The organism is Delftia deserti, from assembly GCF_042653485.1.
GTDB classification, from domain to species: domain Bacteria; phylum Pseudomonadota; class Gammaproteobacteria; order Burkholderiales; family Burkholderiaceae_C; genus Comamonas; species Comamonas acidovorans.
Map to the genome: position 1 here is coordinate 6,799,795 of NZ_JBHSIH010000001.1, position 18,950 is coordinate 6,818,744.

The 18,950-nt window shown below is 66.5% G+C and carries 22 protein-coding genes; all 22 read right to left on the reverse strand.

Annotated features, from left to right (window positions below):
• A complete protein-coding gene (locus ACFPFG_RS31955) occupies window positions 1–372 on the reverse strand; it encodes a hypothetical protein (protein WP_034027934.1) in 372 nt (123 codons plus the stop codon).
• The gene (locus tag ACFPFG_RS31960; protein ID WP_121738012.1) at window positions 369–1,775 is read right to left on the reverse strand and encodes an integrating conjugative element protein; all 1,407 of its coding nucleotides are present in this window, start codon (window positions 1,773–1,775) and stop codon (window positions 369–371) included. Before ACFPFG_RS31960 ends, ACFPFG_RS31955 begins: the two co-directional genes overlap by 4 nt.
• 10 nt (window positions 1,776–1,785) lie before the next feature.
• On the reverse strand, window positions 1,786–2,733 hold the full coding sequence (locus tag ACFPFG_RS31965; protein ID WP_034027936.1) for a TIGR03756 family integrating conjugative element protein: 948 nt from the start codon (window positions 2,731–2,733) through the stop codon (window positions 1,786–1,788).
• Window positions 2,730–3,176, reverse strand: coding sequence for a TIGR03757 family integrating conjugative element protein (locus ACFPFG_RS31970; RefSeq protein WP_034027937.1), 447 nt, complete (start codon window positions 3,174–3,176; stop codon window positions 2,730–2,732). The genes ACFPFG_RS31965 and ACFPFG_RS31970 overlap by 4 nt, the downstream gene beginning before the upstream one ends.
• A 144-nt stretch (window positions 3,177–3,320) precedes the next feature.
• Window positions 3,321–3,815, reverse strand: a complete 495-nt coding sequence (gene radC, locus ACFPFG_RS31975) for a RadC family protein (protein WP_380109943.1) — start codon at window positions 3,813–3,815, stop codon at window positions 3,321–3,323.
• A 186-nt stretch (window positions 3,816–4,001) separates the two neighbouring features.
• Window positions 4,002–4,766: a DsbA family protein gene (locus ACFPFG_RS31980; RefSeq protein ID WP_034027938.1), complete on the reverse strand. Its 765-nt coding sequence runs from the start codon at window positions 4,764–4,766 to the stop codon at window positions 4,002–4,004.
• Between the two features lie 15 nt (window positions 4,767–4,781).
• On the reverse strand, window positions 4,782–7,676 hold the full coding sequence (locus ACFPFG_RS31985) for a conjugative transfer ATPase (RefSeq protein WP_223919875.1): 2,895 nt from the start codon (window positions 7,674–7,676) through the stop codon (window positions 4,782–4,784).
• Complete coding sequence (locus ACFPFG_RS31990) at window positions 7,676–8,125, reverse strand: TIGR03751 family conjugal transfer lipoprotein (protein WP_223919874.1); 450 nt, start codon at window positions 8,123–8,125, stop codon at window positions 7,676–7,678. The genes ACFPFG_RS31985 and ACFPFG_RS31990 overlap by 1 nt, the downstream gene beginning before the upstream one ends.
• Window positions 8,106–9,515 (reverse strand): TIGR03752 family integrating conjugative element protein, encoded by a 1,410-nt coding sequence (locus tag ACFPFG_RS31995; RefSeq protein WP_223919873.1) that lies wholly within the window; start codon window positions 9,513–9,515, stop codon window positions 8,106–8,108. The genes ACFPFG_RS31990 and ACFPFG_RS31995 overlap by 20 nt, the downstream gene beginning before the upstream one ends.
• The gene (locus tag ACFPFG_RS32000; protein WP_465251926.1) at window positions 9,505–10,449 is read right to left on the reverse strand and encodes a TIGR03749 family integrating conjugative element protein; all 945 of its coding nucleotides are present in this window, start codon (window positions 10,447–10,449) and stop codon (window positions 9,505–9,507) included. Before ACFPFG_RS32000 ends, ACFPFG_RS31995 begins: the two co-directional genes overlap by 11 nt.
• Window positions 10,446–11,138 (reverse strand): PFL_4703 family integrating conjugative element protein, encoded by a 693-nt coding sequence (locus ACFPFG_RS32005; RefSeq protein ID WP_012205984.1) that lies wholly within the window; start codon window positions 11,136–11,138, stop codon window positions 10,446–10,448. Before ACFPFG_RS32005 ends, ACFPFG_RS32000 begins: the two co-directional genes overlap by 4 nt.
• Window positions 11,135–11,545 (reverse strand): TIGR03750 family conjugal transfer protein, encoded by a 411-nt coding sequence (locus ACFPFG_RS32010; RefSeq protein WP_023124764.1) that lies wholly within the window; start codon window positions 11,543–11,545, stop codon window positions 11,135–11,137. Before ACFPFG_RS32010 ends, ACFPFG_RS32005 begins: the two co-directional genes overlap by 4 nt.
• Window positions 11,546–11,558: 13 nt before the next feature.
• Window positions 11,559–11,918 (reverse strand): TIGR03745 family integrating conjugative element membrane protein, encoded by a 360-nt coding sequence (locus ACFPFG_RS32015; protein ID WP_012205982.1) that lies wholly within the window; start codon window positions 11,916–11,918, stop codon window positions 11,559–11,561.
• A gap of 16 nt (window positions 11,919–11,934) precedes the next feature.
• Window positions 11,935–12,168, reverse strand: coding sequence for a TIGR03758 family integrating conjugative element protein (locus tag ACFPFG_RS32020; protein WP_012205981.1), 234 nt, complete (start codon window positions 12,166–12,168; stop codon window positions 11,935–11,937).
• Window positions 12,165–12,548 carry an integrative conjugative element protein, RAQPRD family gene (locus tag ACFPFG_RS32025; protein ID WP_012251136.1) on the reverse strand — a complete coding sequence of 128 codons (384 nt, stop codon included), beginning with the start codon at window positions 12,546–12,548 and terminating at the stop codon, window positions 12,165–12,167. Before ACFPFG_RS32025 ends, ACFPFG_RS32020 begins: the two co-directional genes overlap by 4 nt.
• A 98-nt stretch (window positions 12,549–12,646) precedes the next feature.
• Complete coding sequence (locus ACFPFG_RS32030; protein ID WP_012205979.1) at window positions 12,647–13,408, reverse strand: TIGR03747 family integrating conjugative element membrane protein; 762 nt, start codon at window positions 13,406–13,408, stop codon at window positions 12,647–12,649.
• Window positions 13,405–15,588 (reverse strand): type IV conjugative transfer system coupling protein TraD, encoded by a 2,184-nt coding sequence (traD, locus tag ACFPFG_RS32035; RefSeq protein ID WP_380109947.1) that lies wholly within the window; start codon window positions 15,586–15,588, stop codon window positions 13,405–13,407. The genes ACFPFG_RS32030 and traD overlap by 4 nt, the downstream gene beginning before the upstream one ends.
• 4 nt (window positions 15,589–15,592) lie before the next feature.
• On the reverse strand, window positions 15,593–16,141 hold the full coding sequence (locus ACFPFG_RS32040) for an integrating conjugative element protein (RefSeq protein WP_014596100.1): 549 nt from the start codon (window positions 16,139–16,141) through the stop codon (window positions 15,593–15,595).
• Window positions 16,138–16,743 (reverse strand): transglycosylase SLT domain-containing protein, encoded by a 606-nt coding sequence (locus ACFPFG_RS32045; protein ID WP_380109949.1) that lies wholly within the window; start codon window positions 16,741–16,743, stop codon window positions 16,138–16,140. Before ACFPFG_RS32045 ends, ACFPFG_RS32040 begins: the two co-directional genes overlap by 4 nt.
• Complete coding sequence (locus ACFPFG_RS32050; protein WP_012205975.1) at window positions 16,725–17,462, reverse strand: TIGR03759 family integrating conjugative element protein; 738 nt, start codon at window positions 17,460–17,462, stop codon at window positions 16,725–16,727. Before ACFPFG_RS32050 ends, ACFPFG_RS32045 begins: the two co-directional genes overlap by 19 nt.
• Window positions 17,463–17,476: 14 nt before the next feature.
• Window positions 17,477–18,118 carry a hypothetical protein gene (locus ACFPFG_RS32055; protein WP_012205974.1) on the reverse strand — a complete coding sequence of 214 codons (642 nt, stop codon included), beginning with the start codon at window positions 18,116–18,118 and terminating at the stop codon, window positions 17,477–17,479.
• Window positions 18,115–18,693 carry a PFGI-1 class ICE element type IV pilus protein PilL2 gene (pilL2, locus tag ACFPFG_RS32060; protein ID WP_380109951.1) on the reverse strand — a complete coding sequence of 193 codons (579 nt, stop codon included), beginning with the start codon at window positions 18,691–18,693 and terminating at the stop codon, window positions 18,115–18,117. The genes ACFPFG_RS32055 and pilL2 overlap by 4 nt, the downstream gene beginning before the upstream one ends.
• Window positions 18,694–18,950 lie beyond the last annotated feature (257 nt).

Sequence of the window (18,950 nt, forward strand, 5' to 3'; positions counted from 1 at the left end):
TCAAGCGGCCTGCATCAACAGGCTGGCTTCCAGCGCCACAATGGCGGCGACGCCGGCGATCTCGCTGCGCAGCAGGCGCCGTCGCGCCTGCCTATCCGCTCCGCGCTGGGCCTCGCGCGCCAGCAGTCGGCGACGCATCCAGACCCAGCCATAGGCTGTTGCGCCGTACAGGCACAGACGCCACACAAGGAAGTAACCCGCCGTGGCCGTCAGCCACAGTTCCCAGCTGGCGACGCTGCCGACGAGGTAAATGCCGACGACGTTGGCACCCACGGCGGCAGCAACGAGCACCACCGTCCACAGCAACGCCTTCGCCGCGCGCCGATTCAGCAGCCAGCGCGGGCGCAGCCAACTGGCACGCGGCGGGTTCATGGGTTGCCTCCCGGATTGCCCTTCTGAAGCCGGTCGAGGCGGTCGGGAATGGGATCGCCTTCGTAGATGCCACGTGAGCCAGCCGCGCGCGTGCCGTGGCGTTGGATGATGGCCATGGGCGAGTTGTTCGCCAGCTCGCGGCGCAGCTCCAGCTCGGTCTTGAGGTTGCGGATTTCCTGGTCGAGCGTGTCGCTCTCGTGGTTCACGGCCTCGACCGCCAACTGGTTCGCCGCCACGTTGGGCTCCTTCTTGCCGGTCAGCAGGGTGCGCTGGAGCAGCAATGCCTTCTCCAGCACCGACGCCAGCGCGACCTCCGAGGCCAGGCGCCGCGCCAGCAGGTCCTGATCCGGCTCGTCGCGCAGCGCCTCGATGACGCCACGCGTGATGGGCAGCGAGTTGCTGCCAGCCGCGCGCAGGTTCTCGAAGGTGGTGTTGCGAGTTCCCGAGACCAGTTCCTGCAAGGCTTCCAGCTTTGCCTCGTACTCCTCCTGGATCAGCGGCGTCAGCCCGACGCCGGGCACCGTTTCGGTCTTGGTGCAGGCATCGCAGGTACGCTGCACCTGTTCCCCAAGAACCCGTGTGGCCCATTCGGTCGCCTGCTGTGGCGACGTCCAGGTCTGGCAGGACAGGCTCGCGCAACTGGCGGGGGCAATGGACGACGTGTCGGTCACGCTGCGACCGTTGACTAGGTTGTAGCCCGCGCGGGTGACGTCGCCGACCACGCGGATCGCGGACTGACCTGCTCCCCCCGCATTGCTGCCGCCCACCCAAGGCACGCCGTCGTTGCCCCGGCGCGTCTCCGCCTGTTCGATCGCCGACACGGCATCCGTGCTCGACACCGCATCGCGCAGTGCCATGCCTTCGGCCATCTGGCTCCAGCCGAGCTGTCCGCCCGCCGTGTCGGCCATCTTCTCGGCCATGGCGCGGCACGTCAGCTTGGAGCGGTCGAAATCCAGCCGCGCCTGCAGCACGCCGTTGGTCAGCAGGTTGTACAGGCCGGGATCGGCGCGCTGGATGATCAGCGCCGGCAGCGATGCCACCGCGCTGGTGGCGCTCTGGATCACGTTGCTCATGATCTGCTGAAAGCCGTTGGTGACGCCGTTGAGCTGGTTGCGCAGCGTGGTCTGGATGCTCATGTCGCCGCAGATCAGGTTGCTGTTCCAGCCCACGCCGACGCCGATCGAGCGCATGCCGGCAGCGCGGCCCATGGACACTGCGCTGCCGCCGCCAATCGAATACATCACCTCGTCGCCGATGACGGAGCCGCCGGTTTGAAAACCGGTCTGCGCCCACGCCAGGCCGCCGCCAAGAACGAGCGCGCCAGCCAGCACCCCAGCCAATACCGTTGGGCGCAGCAGGCGGCGTGCCTTTGGGGAGAGGTTCATCAGTTCAGGACGCTTCATCGCCGTACCCTCATTGGAAATCGACGCTGCCGAGGAACACTTGCCCCCGGCGTTCGCAGCACGCATAGGGCCGCCACAGCGCCCAGGCGTAGTCGCCTTGCTGCGCCTGGGTCAGAAAGCCGCTGCGCGGGAAAACCGTGCAGGACGAGGACAGGACGGGCGTGAGTTCCTGCCATTTGCCCGTCGAGGCATCGCCTTCCATCAGCGCGCCGGCAGGCCAGTAGCCGGGCCGCGAGTTGGCGAGCAGCGGCTGATAGACGTGGATTTGCCCACGGCGCGTGACGACATCGCCGGCGCGCTGGGCCACTACGGCGCCGGCCTTGTGGTCGTCGGCCTGGTGCAGGAAGCCGCCGCGCGGATACACGTTGCCCCAGAGGTTCAGCGTGGTGCGCGCGCCGACCTCGCGCCTGCCCGGAATCAGCGCCTCCGGGTAGGCCATCTCGGGCACGTTGTAGCGCCAGGCCAGCGTGTCCAGGGTGCTGAGCAGATACGGCATGAACGCTGTGCCTGCGCCCTCGCAGAAATAGCCCGAGGACGAGACGAACTGGTTGAACACCTCGACGCCGGGATGGCCGATCACGTCTGCATTCTTGAACTTGGCGAGATTGTTCTCGTGATCCTCGTTGGTGGTGCCATCTCCGCCCGCTTGGGCGGACGGGTTGGGCGCGCTCATCGCCCGGACTTCGACCCAGGGGTTCTCGCCGGTGTTGCTGTAGCTGGAGACGACCGCATCGGGGATGTAGTGGCGCACCTTGATCGACGTGCGCACCGTGCAGCCTGTCCAGGTGCAGTAGAGCCAGTAGCAGATGCCGACGACGCGGTATTCGAGGCAGTCTGGCGAGGCCACTGAACCAACGATGGTTGCGGTGTTGAGGGCGTAGCTGCCCGTGGCGCTGAGCAGCAGCACTGAGGCCACGCCAGCACGCAGGCGACGCATCCGCTCGAAGGGTCGGGTCATGGCTGCGGCCTCCGGTGTTGCGCAATGCGCGCGACGGCACGGGCCACGTCCGGCTCGCCATAGACCACGTAACGCTGATCCACCACGACCGCCGGGATGCTGGTGACGCCCAGGCTCCATGCGTCGGCGACGCCCTGGTATGCGGCAGCGATGCGGCGCTGGAGGTCGGCACCACCGTTGTTCAGGCGGCGCTTGACGATGGCCGTGGCCTGCTCAGGATCGGCGGGCAGCTGTGCGGAAAGCTCGGCTTCGATGCGCGCGCCTTCATCCAGCTCGATCAACCGCTCTCCACCCATGGCCTTGACCGGGTGACGGCTGTCGGTGACGACCACCACATCGGCGGCGAAGGCGGCGGGGCTGAAAACGGCCAAGGATGCCGGCAGTGCAACGGCCAGGCCAAGGGTTCGCCAGCCGGATGCGAAGCGGAATAAAGATGCTGGCATGTCGCGTGCCCTGGAAGTTGATCAGAGCCATAGTCGAACGCGAACCCGCTGCCGCCCCAACAAACAATGCGCATCGCGGGCACCCCGCATACCTGTTCGGTGCTGCCGCATGGAAAAAAGCGGAGGCCGAAGCCCCCGCTGTGATTACAAAAGACCAGACTCGGCGAATGAGTACGGTGCGCCCTGACCAATCACAAAATGGTCGAGTACCCGCACGTCGATAAGCGCCAAGGCCGTCTTCAACTGCTCTGTCAGCAAGCGATCCGCATTGGATGGCTCGGTGGTGCCCGAGGGGTGCTGATGGGCGAAGATGACCGCAGCGGCGTTCAGTTGCAACGCTCGCTGCAGCACGACACGCGGATAAACCGAGGTCGCATTGATCGTTCCATGGAACATCGGCTCCACGGCCAGCACGTCGTGCATGCTGTTCATGAACACGACGACGAATATCTCATTGGGCTCGGCGACCAGCTTCAAGCGAAGGTAGTCCCTGACCGCAGCGGGCCGTTCAAGACGTGGCCCTGCTTTGAAAACCCGTCGCTCCAGCAACACGATGGCTTGCTGAACGATCCAGTCCTCGTTCCGAACAGAAATATCGGAAAGCGACTCCAGGCAGGAGTCATTGATGACGACAGACATGGCGAACCTCCAGGCAGGGAAATCGGAGGGCACACATGCCCCAGGAGGGCAGGCCCTCCTGGGAATGGAACAAGGGAACAAGGTGCATCCATCACCACAGCAGCGGTGATCGTTCGCGGCCAGGATGCGAGGCGAACGGGTAGCGGTCAGCGCAGCGTGCTGCGCCGTAGCCTCAATGACCGCGGGCTACCTGGGCATGTCGCCGACGACGTCGGCAGGCATTTCGGTGACAGGTGCAGCGGCGGCATCCTCAACCGCCAGCATGTCCATGGCCGACAGCAGTGCATCGCCTTCGATCGGCCCCTGCAGCAGGATCGCCTGGCCGGTCTGACGATCATGCAGCCGAAGCGATGGCGTCGCGGTCACGCCGCCCTTGGTGGCTTCCTCGGCCTGAGCGCGAATCACCCTTTCGGGCCGCTCGCTGGCCAAACACTGCTCGACGGCTGGGTTGAGGCCGGGATAGCGCAGGCCCTCGGGCAAGCCCAGGCCGTCACTACGCGTGTGCGCATAGACCCATTCGATGGCCTGCCAGAAGGCCGCATGCCCGCCACTTTCGGCGGCGCACTCGGCCAGGCGTGCTTCGGCGGAGGCGGCCGGTTCGTGCGCGGCCAGCGGCTGGTGGTGCCATTGCAGGGCTACGTCCGCGTTGGCGCCCACCCAGCGTTTGAGCTTCGGGAAGTACGCTCGGCAGAACGGACATTCGAGGTCGGCATAGAGCGTCAGCGTGAATCGGCCCTGCGCGTTGCCCATCTGCCAGGGCGGCCCGGCCACCTGCGCGGTACTGACCGGCGCGGGAGCCAACGACGCGGGTTCGCCGGGTGCGCGGGACACGAGCCAGATCAGCAGCAGCGTGATCAATCCAGCGGCCACGACCCAGGGCCAGCGCTTGCGCGAGCGCCGACGGAGGGACGCCTGCACCGGCATAGGAACGAAAGGACGTTTCGGTTTCACGGCAGTCTCCGGCGGCTATTGCGGCAGGCCCAAGGCTGGCGACTCGATGCCGCGCGCCTGGTCGATCTTCTCGGCCACCTTGAAGGCCGCGTCGAGTTCACTGATGCCGTGCTGCTGCATGAGTTGGTAACGCTCGGCTTTCTCCTCGGGTTCGGTCTGCGCGAGCGCGAGATACAGGCTCGGTGGCACGGCCCGGAACAGCACTTCCAGGCTCTTGGAGAGGATGACACCCTCGGTGAACTTCCCGGCTTCCTTGCGCGCCGAAAGCATCAATGCTTTCTGAGCGGGTGACAGTTCGCGAAACCGGGCGATCTTCTCCACCTCATCGGGTGGCATCGACAGGCAGATCCACCACTCGATCATGTTGAGCATGGGCTCTGCGGCGCGCGGCAGATCGTCGATGTTTTGTGTGGCGAGCCAGAACCAGGCTCCCAACTTGCGCCACATCTTGGTGATCTTCACCACGTAGGGGGCGAGCAGCGGGTTCTTGGTGATGATGTGCCCTTCGTCGGTGACGTTGATGATCGGGCGGCCCAGGTACTGATCGCGCTCGGCGGTGTTGTTCACCGTGCTGATCAGGCTGATGTAGGCAATGGAGAGCTGCGCGTTGTAGCCCTCGCGAGCATAGGTCGCCAGATCGACCAGGGTGATGTCGGCTTCGGGCCACGGCGAACCGTCGCGATCGAACATTTCACCGTCCGTGCCTTGGCAGAACATGTCCATGGCGTCGGCCATCTCCAGCAGTCGAACACGCCGCATTTCCGGCAGCGTCGGGTCCTGGCTGCGCGTGCGCAGCGCATTGCGCACATCGCGCGTGAGCACGGTGCGCTTCTCGCCATCCTTGCTGTGGCAGTGCTCAGCGGCATCAAGGATGCACTGACGGATCAGCGAGCGGTCGGCCCGCGTCATCCGGGCTTCTTCCTTGTCTTCGCCACCGGTGATCATCAGCCTCGCGGTGATCTCCAATTCGCCCAGCACGTCGCGCTGCTCATCCGCCTCCATGGCCACAGCATCGGGTGGAAGGTCTTCGTCCAGCGCATCGGCGTCGAGCGTCTGCACGTCGCTGGGCGTCTCGATCAGCCGGCGCGCATCCGCGAACGGCGCCAGGGTAACGCCCGAGCCCGGCGCGAGCTTGACCCGGTTCACGGTCAGGCCCAGGCGCCGGGCAAAGTCGCTGAACAAGCCAAAGCTGTTGCCGGCCTCGACAATGAACAGGCGGGGACGGTAGATCGCCGTGACCTGATTCAAGAGGTTATTGAGGGTCGCCGACTTGCCCGAACCTGTCGGGCCGAACAGGAACAGATGGGCATTCATCTGCCGATCCAGGCGGTTGAGCGGATCAAAGGTGATCGGCCCGCCGCCGCGGTTGAACATCGTGATGCCGGGGTGCCCCGTACCCTGGGCGCGGCCCCACACGGGCGAGAGGTTCGCCGCGTGCTGGGCGAACATCAGTTGGGTGTACCACTTGCGCCGATCCTGGCCGGGGTTGTAGCAGCACGGCAGCCAGCGCAAATAGCTGTTCAGCGGCGCCACCTCGTCGTCCTCACGCACCGGCTGCAGGCCGGCGTTGAGCATGACGTTCGCCAGGTCGAGGCCGCGCCGGTCCAGTTCCGCCTCGTCGCGCCCGCGCAGGTAGAACGCCAGCGTGCCGCGATAGAGCTTGTGCGCGCTGCCGATCAGGGAGCGGGCCTCATGCACGTCCTTGAGCGTCTGTTCCGACGCCAGGGTTTCGCCCACGGCCTTCTTCGCCAGATGATTGAGATCCGCTTCAAGGACATCCTGCGGCGTGGCGACCAGCGTCAGGCAAAGGGTGGTGTCCTCGGGCATCTGGTCGAACAGCGTGTTGATGGCGTCCCCTTTGCGGGTTTCGCCGGTCAGGTGCCCCGTGCCCGGCGGCATGCGCAGGCGGTCGGTGATCAGCACGCGGTGCGGCATGCCGTCGAAATGCCAGGTGCCGTGCGCCACGTCGGAACGCGGCTGGCCAAAGAACAGCCGTTGGCTGAAATCCCGCCCGCTCGCCAATTCGATCTCGCCGTCTTCGTCGGCCTCCGTACTTTCGGGGTAGCGCGCCAGCGCATAGAAGCGCTCCCTGTCTTCGGCCCCAGGCCCAAGCAACGTGGGACGCGGGTTGAACCAGCGCAGCAGCCAGTCGTGAACATCCGCAGCCACCATGCGCCGGGCCTGAATGCCGGCGTTCGCCAGTCCGCCACACAGGCGGTCGCAGACGATATTGAGCATCTGCTCGGGTGTCTGGCTGCGGCGGCTGTTTTGCCCTTGGCCGGTCACGCGGCGATAGACCACCATGCGCACGCGCCGGGTCTGGCCGCGCCAGCGCAGCCGTGTGACCACCGTGTCCTCGAACACGCCGCCCGGCTTGGCCACCGCGCGCAGGTGGTGGCCGAAGAAGCGCAGGTAGAACTCGCTGAACGCCGTATCACGGGCGCGCGGCTGCACATAGTCGCGCAGGGTCTGCATGTACTGGTCGAAACTGGGCTCGTCCTGAGCGTAGAGCTGCAGCACCCAGGGGTTCTCGTCCAGTTCATCGAAACTGTCCTGCAGCGCGTTCTCCAAGGCATCGCGGGCCTGTGCGAGCCAGCCGGGTTCCCGGCCTTCGGTGCCCAGCGGCACCAGCTCGTAGAAGGCCGCCACCGATTGCCCGTCCTCCAGCAACATGGCTTTCGACTGCGGCAGGAACTCCACCCAGGGCAACAGTTCCACGAACGACGTCGCGACCTCGTACAGCGCCTGCTCGTCTGCCATGGTCGCCGGCCTGCGACCTTGCACCACCGCGCCGGGTTCGGGGAGGCCGGCCTGGTGCAGTGCCTCGACGTGGCGCTGCCAGCCGTCCGGCTGCTCGTCATCGGCAGCGCCGGACGCGGCCAGCTTCGGCCAGGAGAGTTTCCAGCGCATCAGTAATCCTCCACGCGCTCGCCTGGCATGGCGTAATGCACGCGCTGGTACAGCGGGAACACGGTCGTATAGCCCGGAATCGGCACTGGGTCGGTGCCCGCCAAATGCGGATACACGTACATCACGAGATCGGGGTTGGGCAGGCGCTGGAACTGGCGGTAGACCTCGTTGCGCGCCGTGCGCGTGTAGCGCATCTGCTCGGCAGGCGCGGCCTGCACGTCCATCTCGGTCAGCGGCCTGCGCAGGCTCTGGCGCGCATCGAGCAACTGCCTGCGCGCTACCTTGCCGGCACCACCGCCGCCGTCGCCGGCGTTCTGCTGCCAGATGTTCATCATCGTGCTGTCGCCGTGGGTCAGCAGCTTTTCCTTGCTGGTGGCGCAGCCACCGAGCAGCGCGACGGCCAAGGCCAGCGCCAGGCCCTGAGCCCAGCTATTCAAGTTCGAGGGCATGGCTTTCTCCTGCGCGGTGATCGACCTTGCGGCCTTCGGGATCGAAGTCGATGGCGAGCGGCTTTTCGAGGTGGACGGCGACCTTGGCGCCGGGCTGCACATAAACGGCAGCGAAGGCCTGGCCGTAGAGCTTGTTGACCCAGCTCGACATGTCCTGGACGCCGCTGGCGAGAATCCGGCCCACGGCTTCCTGGCCGCTGATGCCCACGCTGCCGATGGAGCCGTCGGCGCCGACATAGGACGCCCTGCCACTGTCGGATTCGATCAGCGAGGCCACGCCAGCCCCAGCCGCCGTGATCAGCGCCTGGGTGCCGAGGTACTGCTGCGCATTGCTGCGCCGCTCGCCGCTGACACAGGGAATGCCGTGCGAGTCGCTGATCCAGCCCAGGCCGTCGCGTTGTTGGTTGTTCTGCTGGTTGCCCTCACGATCCTCGGGGATGGTGCGGATGGTCCCGTCATGGAACACGAAGGTGATGCTGCGCACCTGGCCGCGCACGCAGGAGAGCGTCCAGTCGCCCGATGCGGTGCCGGAGAACACGGCCCCGGCCACATCGGGAATGTCGATGCCGTTCGCGGTCAAATTGTCAGGCCCGACCAAGACCTTGAAGGGGTATGGATCGTTCACCGTGCCGTCGATCGGCACGCGGCCAATCAGCGCCGTCATCGCCACCGACCCCATCAGTGTCGAGTTGGTCGGCACGGTATAGACGGGCGTCGGGCTCTTGACGCCTGCCGCGCGTGCGCCCGCGTTCGCCACGGTTTGCGCTGTGGTTTCCAGCGTGCTCTGTGCGGAACCGAAGCTGGTGGGGAAGCTTATGCCGCCATTCGACCTGCCACGCCCGTCGCTTTGTTTCGCGTCATCCGGCTCCACCCAGCGCATACCGCCTTCCATGCCGGCCTCGTCGCCGTCACGCAGGCCCAGCCCCACCGGCAAATCGGCATGGCCGCCGCCACGCCCGCCGATGCTGTCCAGGCGCTGCTGCAGGTCAGCGAGCAGCCCCTCGGTCTGCTGGCGCGCGCTGGCCGCCTGCTGTTGGTCGCGGCGCAGGTTGGAGCGCTCGGATTCGAGGGCGGAACTGATGCGTTGGTCGATGGCGTTCTCGCGCTGGCGCAGTCGCTGGTTCTCCTCACGCTGCGACCTGTTGTCGGACAGCGCGGTCTGAAGCTCGGTGCGCAACTGCTTCACCTGGGCAACCAGCGTCGCCACGGTGTCGCGCGGGGTGTCACCCTCGATGCCCAGCGCCTTCATTTCTTCCGGCGTAAGCCTGCCGCCGCCATCCGCGACAGGCGGTGCCGACGCACCGCCACCGGAAAACAGCCGGATGGCGACAAACAGCACCAGCAGGGCCACGGGGATCAGCAGCCACTTCAGGAGTCCGTTACTGCGCATGGCGGGCCTCCCTGTCGTCGCTGGCTGCTGCTTTGGGCTGCGGGAGATGCACAGCGGGGTCGAAGCGATGGATCGCCGGCAGCAGCGATTGCGCGAGGCCGTGCCCGCGCGTCACCAGGTACAGGACGGTGGTGTCCTCGGGGGTTCCGCGCGGGCCAAGCGCCTCGTGCTGGAAGGTGGCGGTGAGGAAATCCCCTTGCAGCACGCGCGGGTCGAGGCTGATCCAGTCGCTGCTACTGTTGGTCAGGCGCACGGCAGTGACCCACTGGTCTTCCAGGCGCCACGAGGCGAGCGCGACCGCGCGTGCCGGCAAGGTCGGCATCAGCGTGCCGAGGTCGAGGTCGAGGTCGCGGCGCAGGTTGACCCGCATGACGCCTGGCAAGGCTTCCACGGTGCGCAGCGGTGCGTAGAGGTTCTGCGCAGCAAAACGTGTCAGCACGACGGGGATTGGCGTTTCGCGCCGCGCCGTCCGGGTGCCCGCCTGCTCCTGAGCGCGTGCATGGGGCGCATCGGCACCGTCAGGCTGATCGCCATAGCGCGCTGTTGAGTTGTTGCCCTCGACGATTCGCACCGGTTCCAGCTCGGCTTCGCCGTCCTTGGGCGGCTCCGCCGCAATGTCGAGCAGGATCAGCGCGCCGGTGTCGGCGTCCTGCAATTGCAGCCGAGTGGGCTCGATCGGCTCGCTGGCGCGCAGGTACACCGCGCCGCCCGCGCTCTGCACGCGCAAGCGCTCACCGACGCCTGCGGGAACGCCCACGCGGACGTTTCGGTCGATGAACACGATGCGCTCCTGGCCGACCTTCAACGGCACCGCCAGCGGCATGCGCTCCCAACGCAGGATCTCCACCGCCTGGACAGCGGGGGACACGACCACTGCGGCGGCCACGGCCAGCAGCCCCAGCAGCGCGAGTACAGGATGCTTCATGGGCTTCATGGGGAATTACCTCCTTGAGGCGCTTGCGGCGTCAGGCCACCAGGCACCGGGCGCGTCGGCTCCGGTGCGCTGATGCGCTGGGGCGTGCCCTCGTAGCAGTCGATCACCAGGCCGAACGGGTTGCGTGCGGGATCGACGTCCACCCGCGCGACCTTTACGGGGTAGCGCACCAGGGCGCGTTTGACCTGCTCGGCGCCGTAGTACTCGTCGGCGCTGATGTCCAACGTCACCACCCAGTCGCGGTCGGAGATCACACGCACGCGCGCCGTGGGGTTGTCGCCATAGCTGCGACCGGGGATTTCGTAGATGCCGCGCACCCGCTGGCGCAGTTCGCCGGTGCTGCGGCGGTAGTCGTAGTCCGCCTTGAGGAATGCCTGGCAGGACGGGGTGAGGTACGGCGAGAGCGTATGGAGGTTGCGCGGGTAATCTTCTTCGCCATTCGTCGGCCAGCGGTTGAGGGTCTGGAACACGTAGAACGTGAACGCATAGACCGACTCGGGCGGCACTTCCCACCACTTGCGGGTACTGCCGGAGCGCAGGTCAGGCGGGACGTGGATGGTCAGATCGCGCGGTGCGCTCCACCAGCCGCCGCCCATGACCAGGGCGACGATGACCAGCGCACCCGCGCCGAGGCGCAGCGTCTTGATGTGCGCCTGCAGGTGGGTGATCTCGTTCTTGAAACGGCTCATCGCGCGCCCCCGTGCATGCCCCTGCGGATGGTCCAGAAGCCGGAGCGCGAGATCAGCACATGGCCGCCCACCCAACCGGCCATCAGCGGATGGCGCGTGGCAATGCGCCACTGCAACTGCCGGTACAGCCAGGTGTCGGGACGCCCACGCTTGAGACGGCGCAGGATGCCGCCGCCGATGAAAACGCCCAGCGCCACGCCCAGGACAACGAAGGTCGGCGCGATGGCAATGGTGCGTAACACCCAGGACAGCGGCGCGCCAACCACCAGGCCGGCAGCGCCGGACAGGCCGCAGCAAATCCACAACTCATCGGCAGTGAGGCCGCGCACGACCACCGGGTGCCTGTTGAGCCGGTGTGGAAGGAACGTGACTGTCCCATCGGCACGGACATGCTGTTGCTCGGACATAGCCCGTCCTCGCTTACAGGATGCCGGTGGCTTCGGTGAGCAGCCAGATGCCGATCACGAGCAGGACGGCGCCGATGGCGACCGTGAGACCGAACTGCCCCCAAGTCTTGCGACCGGTGTGGATTTCCGCGTAGGTGCCGTAGGCGTGGTAGCACACGCCAATGAACATCGACGCCACCACCAGGAGGGCCACGAGCATGATGATGTCGTAGCCGTAGTTCCTGATTGTTTCCATGATGCCGCTGCCGGCGCCGCGGGTCGGGTTTTCCAGCTGCGGCAGACCTTGCGCAAACGACAGCGCGGGCAGCGCGGCGGCACCCAGGGCGACGGCGGCGCGTTGGACAAAACGAGTAGTGAGGATGCGGTTTGGCATGGTCAATCCCTTCAGGTCAGGAGAGGAGGAAGAACGTCATGACGAGGTACATCGCGACGAAGCGGATGCAGACGCCGAGGAACTGGCGTTGGTTGAGGCGGTTCTCGGCCCACCCCACGTAGGCCGTTCGGATGGCCCAGACGCCCCAGACGAGCAGAACCGCAAACACGATGCCGACCAGAACGGTCGCCATCGCGGACGGCGCGATACCGCTGTTGGCTTGAAATGCCGAGACCTGGGCGCCGTTCATGGTCTGCCCTGCGCAGTCGTCGGCAGCGATGGCGGGGCGGTCCGCTCGGTGCGGTACTCACCAGCCAGTTCGGAGAGGTCGCGTGGCTGGGCGCGCGACGGTGTGAGATGGGCCTGGATGCCGGCGCGCACACGCGCCAGATCAGCCAGCAGTCGTGGGTAATCGAAGTGGTAGCGCTCGCCCGGCTGGATGGGTGCGTGTGCAGCGCCATCCGCGATGGTGCGCTCCAGCGCGTCGAGCTGGCGTAGCGCGGCAACCAGTTCCTGGCGCTGTGCCGGGGATTCGGCCAAGGCAACCGGGAACTGACCCATCAGCAGGGCCGTCACGAGAAAAGTGGGCACGCCGCGATGCGCGGCGCGCAGCCAGATCGGAGCCAACATCGCGCCATTCCTGTGTGATAAGCAATGGCTTGATCGTGGCGATCAAAGGCGTATCAGGCCGCAAACAATAAGAACCTGCGGATGACCGGATTGATGGCCTAGAGGTACTTCTTGAAGCTCCCTGCAGTCAGGCTCACGGCCAGCCCCAGCAAGCCGGCGCTGGGCAGCAGGATCAGCAGCGGATGCACCGAGATCGGCAGCGCCAGGTACGTGACCCAGGGCAGCACGGCCAGCGGCATCAGGCTCGCTTTCGCTCGGTGATAGATAAAGCCGGATTCCCGGCCTGCGCCGAACCGGCGCACATCCCGCCGTACCAAACCGTCGATCAGGCCTACGAAAGCGGCCGTGAAGATCAGCGGCAGCGTGAGCGCCAGGACCAGCAGGCGCACGAGGAAAGTAAGCGTCGTGAAGGCTGCGGCGATCAGGTAGCTCTCCGTCCAGACATAGACCTGGCTGATGAAGTAGCGGAAGTTGCGCCCTCCGTCCTGGTTTTTCCCCTGGCTGGGCGCGCGGGCGCGCTCGGCGGTCTGGCTCATGCGCTCCAGGAGCCCTGATCGCACGAACACCCATTCATAACCCGTGTCCACCAGCTCGTGCGCCGTTCGCCCCGGCTCCTGCACGACCACGCTGCGCGTGAAATGCTTGGACAGGTGCCCCAGCTCGTACTGCAACATTTGCTGGGAGTGCTGCCAGCCCTGGTCTTTCCAGAACAGGTGCATGCCGATGCACTCCATCAGGATCGAGAACAGCAGCGAGCCGACCAGCACCCCGAGCAGCCGGAGCGGCAAGGTGATGGTGCCGACGATCAAGCCCTGGCGGCGGTTCTGCTCGCGCTGCGCAGTCGAGGCGGCATCGCTCATGGCGCGGCCTCTTCGCTGGCCGTGTCGCCCGTGCCGGTGATGGGTGTGGCGATGGCCGTCTCATCGAGCAGATCGTCCGGCAAGGCCGCGTCCTGCAAGACCGGGGAGCTGGTGAACTCCCACCACTGCGTGGCCTCGCTGTAGCTCTGGCGCATGTGCCCGGCCAGTTGCTGCAAGTCCGCCGGCATCACTTCATCCGGGTCTGGCGCCGGCAACGGCATACGCACCTTCCAAAGCTGACCGCCCTGCAGCAGCGCGAAGCACTGGCCTTTGGGCAGGCCGACGATGTGCGATGGCTCGATCATCGGCACGCTGGACATGCTGATGCGGTCCTGGGTGTTTGACGTAAAGTCTGTCGCTCCACGAATATCGGAGCTGTCGGTCGCGCCGCTGACGATGGTGGTCGTATAGACCTCGACCTTCGGCAATTGCCGGGTCAGCAATTCAGCGGTAGCCGTCTCGCGCACGCGCAGCATGAACAGGTTGTTGAAGTTGCCGATCACCTGACCGGCCTTCGCGCGGTTGCCAATGCGTGCTTCGATGTCCGAGAGCGTCTGTGTGTACGCGGTGACTTGCAGGCCAGCGCCGCCGCCCTTGTTGATCAGCGGGATGAACTCGTCGCCCATCAACTCGTTGAACTCATCGGCATGGACGTTGATCGGCACGCGCGAGCCAGCCGATGCGCCCGGCAGGCCGTCGTCGATCCCGTGCTTGTAGATGTGGCCGGCGACCGAAACCAGGTCGGAGAACATGGAATTGCCGACTGCGGCGGCGACCTCGGCGTCGGACAGCGCATCGAGGCCGACATAGACCACGGCGCGCTTTCGGATGACCTGCATCCAATCGAAGATCGGGCGTGGGTCGGCCAGGTCGGAGTAGTTCGGGGCCAGAAGCTGGGCGATCTTGCCGCTGGTGAGCTTCTCCAGCAGCGGCAGCAGCGATGCGACGATCTTGTCGAAGTAGGTCTTGTCGTAGCGCACTGCCGAGCGCAGGCCGTCGAGCACCGGGTCGTAGTTGCGCGCCTGCGAGAGGTACTGCTCCAGCGCCACCACGCGCTTTTCGCGCCCGATCATGTTGCGCGGGATGTTCTTCTCGTTGAGCTTGGCCTCGATCTGGACGATGACCTCCCAGGCCTTGGGCTCGGTCTTGGCGAAGTAGTGTTGGGCGTACTCGATGAACAGCGCGTCGATGTTGATCACATGGCGCTGGATCAGCATGTAGTCCGGGCGCTGCCCCAGTTCCACCAGGGCGCGGGCGATGATGTTGACGAAGCGCCACGCAAACTCGCGAAATGCCGCGCTGTTGCCTTCCCCGGAGAGCTGCCCTGCAACACGGGTGGCCACCTCGCTGATGCGCCCAAAGCGGCCCACAGCGTTGTAGCGCGCGGAAATGTCGGGCCAGCCCAAGTGGAAGACATAGAACTCGCCCTCGCGCCCCGCGCGCTTGGCCTCGACGTACACTCGCTTCAAAAGATCGGCGTCGCCCTTGGGGTCGATGACGATGACGACCTCGTGCTCGCCGTCGGCGTTCTTGCGCCGGATGTCCTGAGTCACGAACAACTCGGCCAACCGCGTCTTGCCCACGCGCGTGGTGCCCAGCACCAGCGAATGCCCGACGCGCTCACCCAGCGGTAGGCTGACGTCCACGTCATCGGGTTCGATGCCGTGCAGGCGCGGCAGGCCGCCCACAGGCGGCAGCGGGCGCACCGGGTTGAAAGGCACATCCCAGCCCGTGAGCGCAGGTAGCCGGGACAGCGGGAATGGCGCGAACTCCAGCCGTTCCTCCAGCCTGCGCGCCAGCCGGTAGGCCGGCGTCAGCTCGACGTAGCGGCGAAATTCCGGTCTGTATGTCTGCATCAGCCGATGGGTATGTTTCTGCTCCCACAGAAATCCGCGTCCCACGAACAGACGCTGCTGGCTGACCGGCACGTCCTTGCTGGTCATCACATAGCGCGGCAAGCGGCGAATGTTGCGTCGGTAGCGCAGGATGACGCGGGCATCGCGGTAGCGGATGGCACCGTAGATGCAGAACGCCAGCGCACTGCCGACGCCCATGGCGGGGCTCAGCGCGAGCGACCACGGGGCCACCAGGGACAGAAACGCGGCGCCTGCACACGCCGCGACGGTATAGAACTCCACCGCTGGGCGCAGCAGAACCTCGACCGGCTGTTTCCCCGACATGGCTTCATTGCTCGATGCCGGTGGCTGTGATCAGCACCGGGTAATGCCGCAGACCCAGGCGCTCGGCCAGGTCGTCACCGGCCACAGGCGCAAGGGGCACGCCGGGCACCAGGGCGCGCAGCCGTGCCAGGCCCTGCATGGTCTCGACGTTAACCACCAGGCCCACCGCGCCGCGCTCGCGCAGCGAGCCCGCCTGGCGAAGCAGCCAGGCGTGGGAAGCTTCGTCGTCGCCGACGACTACGAAAGGCCGCAGGCCCGGTGCCTCGATCACGCGCCGCGCGACGGTGCCAGGCGTGAGCTTGGCACTGCGCACCGGCAACATCGCGGCCTCATCCATGGGCGTGGCGGGCACCGGGAGCATCGGGATGGGCGGCCCGGCCGGAGCATTGGCGCGCGGCTGAAGGTTCAGAGCCTCGTAGTACGGCAGCGCCGACGTGCCGCCACGGTCTTCGACGACGATCAGGGGCTCTCCGGCGCGCGAGGCCAGTGGCAGAGCCGCCAGCAGCACGAGCAGGCCCTTCAGTGTGAGATGGGTCAAATGGGATGTTTTCATGGGGTGCTCTCCTGGTGCACGGCGATGGCCGCGGCGGTTGGGTGTGTGCCCTGCACACGGGCAAGGTGGCGCGACACGCTGCGCCGGTAACGAGCCGCAGGTTCTCCGCCCGCAGGACGGTGGTAGCGACCGATCGCCGGCAACCAGTCCTCGCCCGAGGTGTGCTGCTCTTTCAGGATTTCAGCGGCGATGGCGAGGTTGCTGTATGGGTCGAGCAGGTCGCACGGGCTGGCGTAGCGCTGCTGGTGGTAGCCGAGGTTGATCTGGCCCAGGCCCGCGTCGATGCGTGTGTGCGGCGTGGCGCGCATTGCCTGCTGCAAACCAGCGCAGGCGTCGGCACGGGTGGTGAAGCGGCGCGACTGACCGGCGACGTTGAGGGACCACGGCCACGGGACGATGCGCCCGTTGCGGCGGATGCCGCTTTCCTGCAAAGCCACGGCGTAGAGCACCGTCGAGGGGATGCCCGCGCGCTGTGCGGCAAGCTGGTAAGCCGGTGGCGGAAGCTCCTGGGCATGGGCGGCGCAGGCGCACAGGCCCGCCGCGATCACCAGTGCGCGCAAGCACTGCGAAACGGTGGTGGCCGCTATGGCTGGCGCTGCCATTGACCGTTCACCTCGCGCACGACCGCAGGAAGGTCTCCGGGCAAGCTCAGCGACAGCCACCGCCCGCCATCATGGTTGAGCGTGATGCCACCGCTGCGCACGCGCGCCGGATCGACGTTCGCACGCTTGGCCCAGTCGCGGATGCGCGTGTCGTCTTGGCGGCTGCCGACCATGTACAGGTCGAACTCGGTGCCGGAGGATTGCAGGCGCTGCACGAGTTGCCCGCAGGCCGCGCAGCCGTCCTTGACGAACACGGCCGTGCGGCCTGAACCGCGCAAGGGATTGGCGCTTGTGCCGGCGCCGGGTTTTTCGTCAGGCAGGTTCACCCGCTGCATGCCGGGACTCAGGCGCTGCCAGGCCTGGTCGTAGGCACGCTGGTAGGCGAGCAGCTTCTCGATACGGCGCGCCTCGACCTGCACCTGCAGCTCTGCGTAGCGGCGCCGTTCCTCGTCGGTGCGCGCCTCGATGCCCAGGGCGGACAGTGGGTCCAGGTTGGGCGAGTAGATGCCCAACGGCCCGTCCATCAGCTCGCGATAGCGAGCCCACTCCTGCGGTTGCAGGCCCCAGTCGCCTGCCACTCGGTCGTCCAGGGAGCGAGTAACCAGCGGGCGCTCCTGGCTGTGCGCACTGCCGGCGGGAGCCGTGGCCGGCTGCTGCGCCCAGGCGGGCAACTGGGCAGACGCGAGCAGGAGCGCGGAAAGGATGATCGACGGTTTCATGTCGTGCGCTCCGCTCAAGGAATCGCCATGCGACGGGTCTGGTCGCCGGCCTGGAACACCGCAGTGTTGCCCTCGACTGCCTGCAGGCGCCACGGGCCGACGGCATCGCCGGGAAGCAGCACTTGAAGCTGGTCGGGCGTGAAGTTCCCGTTATTCGGTGTGACGGACAGGCTGCGCTGGCCGGCGCGAAGTTCGGCGCCGACGATGCGGAACGGCAGTGGCGGCGGTTCTGGTTTGGCGGTGGGCCTGCTCGGTGAGCGCGGCTGGGCGGGCGCTGCGGCACGCAGGGCGCTTGGGCGTGCCTTGATCTGCTCGACTTCCGCACGAAGCGCCTGAAGGTCTTCGGCAGCGGCATAGCCGCTCAGCGTTGTCTCGACCTGGGCGGCGCGTGCTTCCAGGCGTTCGCGGGTATCTTTGAGGTCTGCCGCTGTTGCGACGACTGGACGCTGCTGGATGGCCTCAATGGTCTCGGCCAGGCCCACCGCCTGCGCTTCGAGACGTTGCAGGCGGGAATCAAGCAGCGTCTGGTCGGCCTGGTCGTTCATGGTCTGGTAGCTCAGGGCAGCGAAAACGCTGAGGCTGATCAGCCAGAGCCACATTAGGCTCTGCAACACCACGGCGGAGATCGGGCGCCGGGGAGCCTGCGCGGTATTCATGGCTGGCCTCCCGAAACCGAAGGCATCAGCGGAAACGTCTGCACCGCCTCGGCAACAGGCGGCTCGTGTGCGTGCTCGGCGGTCGCACTGCCTCCAGGCTGCTCAAAGCAAATCTGCCGTGCCCGTTCATCCGCATGCAGTTCCCAGGCCGGGCCGGCCAGGGTGAGCAGCGCATCGCGCAAGGTCATGGGGCCAAGATGCCGGTGCGCCGCCGGCAGCGACAGCGCATACAACTCGGTCACGGCGCTGGGCGTCTCGCAAAGCTGGTAGCCACTGCGTTTGAGCACATGCCGCAGCCCATCGCCCACCGTGGCGCGGGCATCCTCGGGCATGGACACGTCGATGGTCTGCAACAGCAAGTCACGCTGCGCCGCCGTGGGTGTCAGCTCGACCAGCGTGTAGCGGCCATAGCGCACGACGGGAATGAACTCGGGGGCCTCGGGTTCGGGAGCGGAGGAGACGCCTTCTATGGCGTCTGGCACCAGCGGCGCGGTCGTGGTGGCGCAGCCGCTGGCCAGCGCTGCGGCCAGGAGACCAGCGCCGACCAGACGCCGGGATACATGGGTTGCGGGCATGGCATCGGCTCTTCTGTTGCGATGCCGATACCTTGGCGGCACGGTGCCGTGCGGTCAGCCAGGAATGCGAACTGGGTAGTGCCCGGTTTCAGGGGCGACCCGGATGCCTACTGCGTATCGTCCAGGCGGTACAGACGCACCCGTTGTTGCGCACAACCAGTAGCTCATGGATCAATAGGCGGATTTGCAGTTAAGCCGCAATATGGGACGAAAAACGGTGTACTTCGCGAATCAATTGCAGGGTGGCTGCCGTAGCA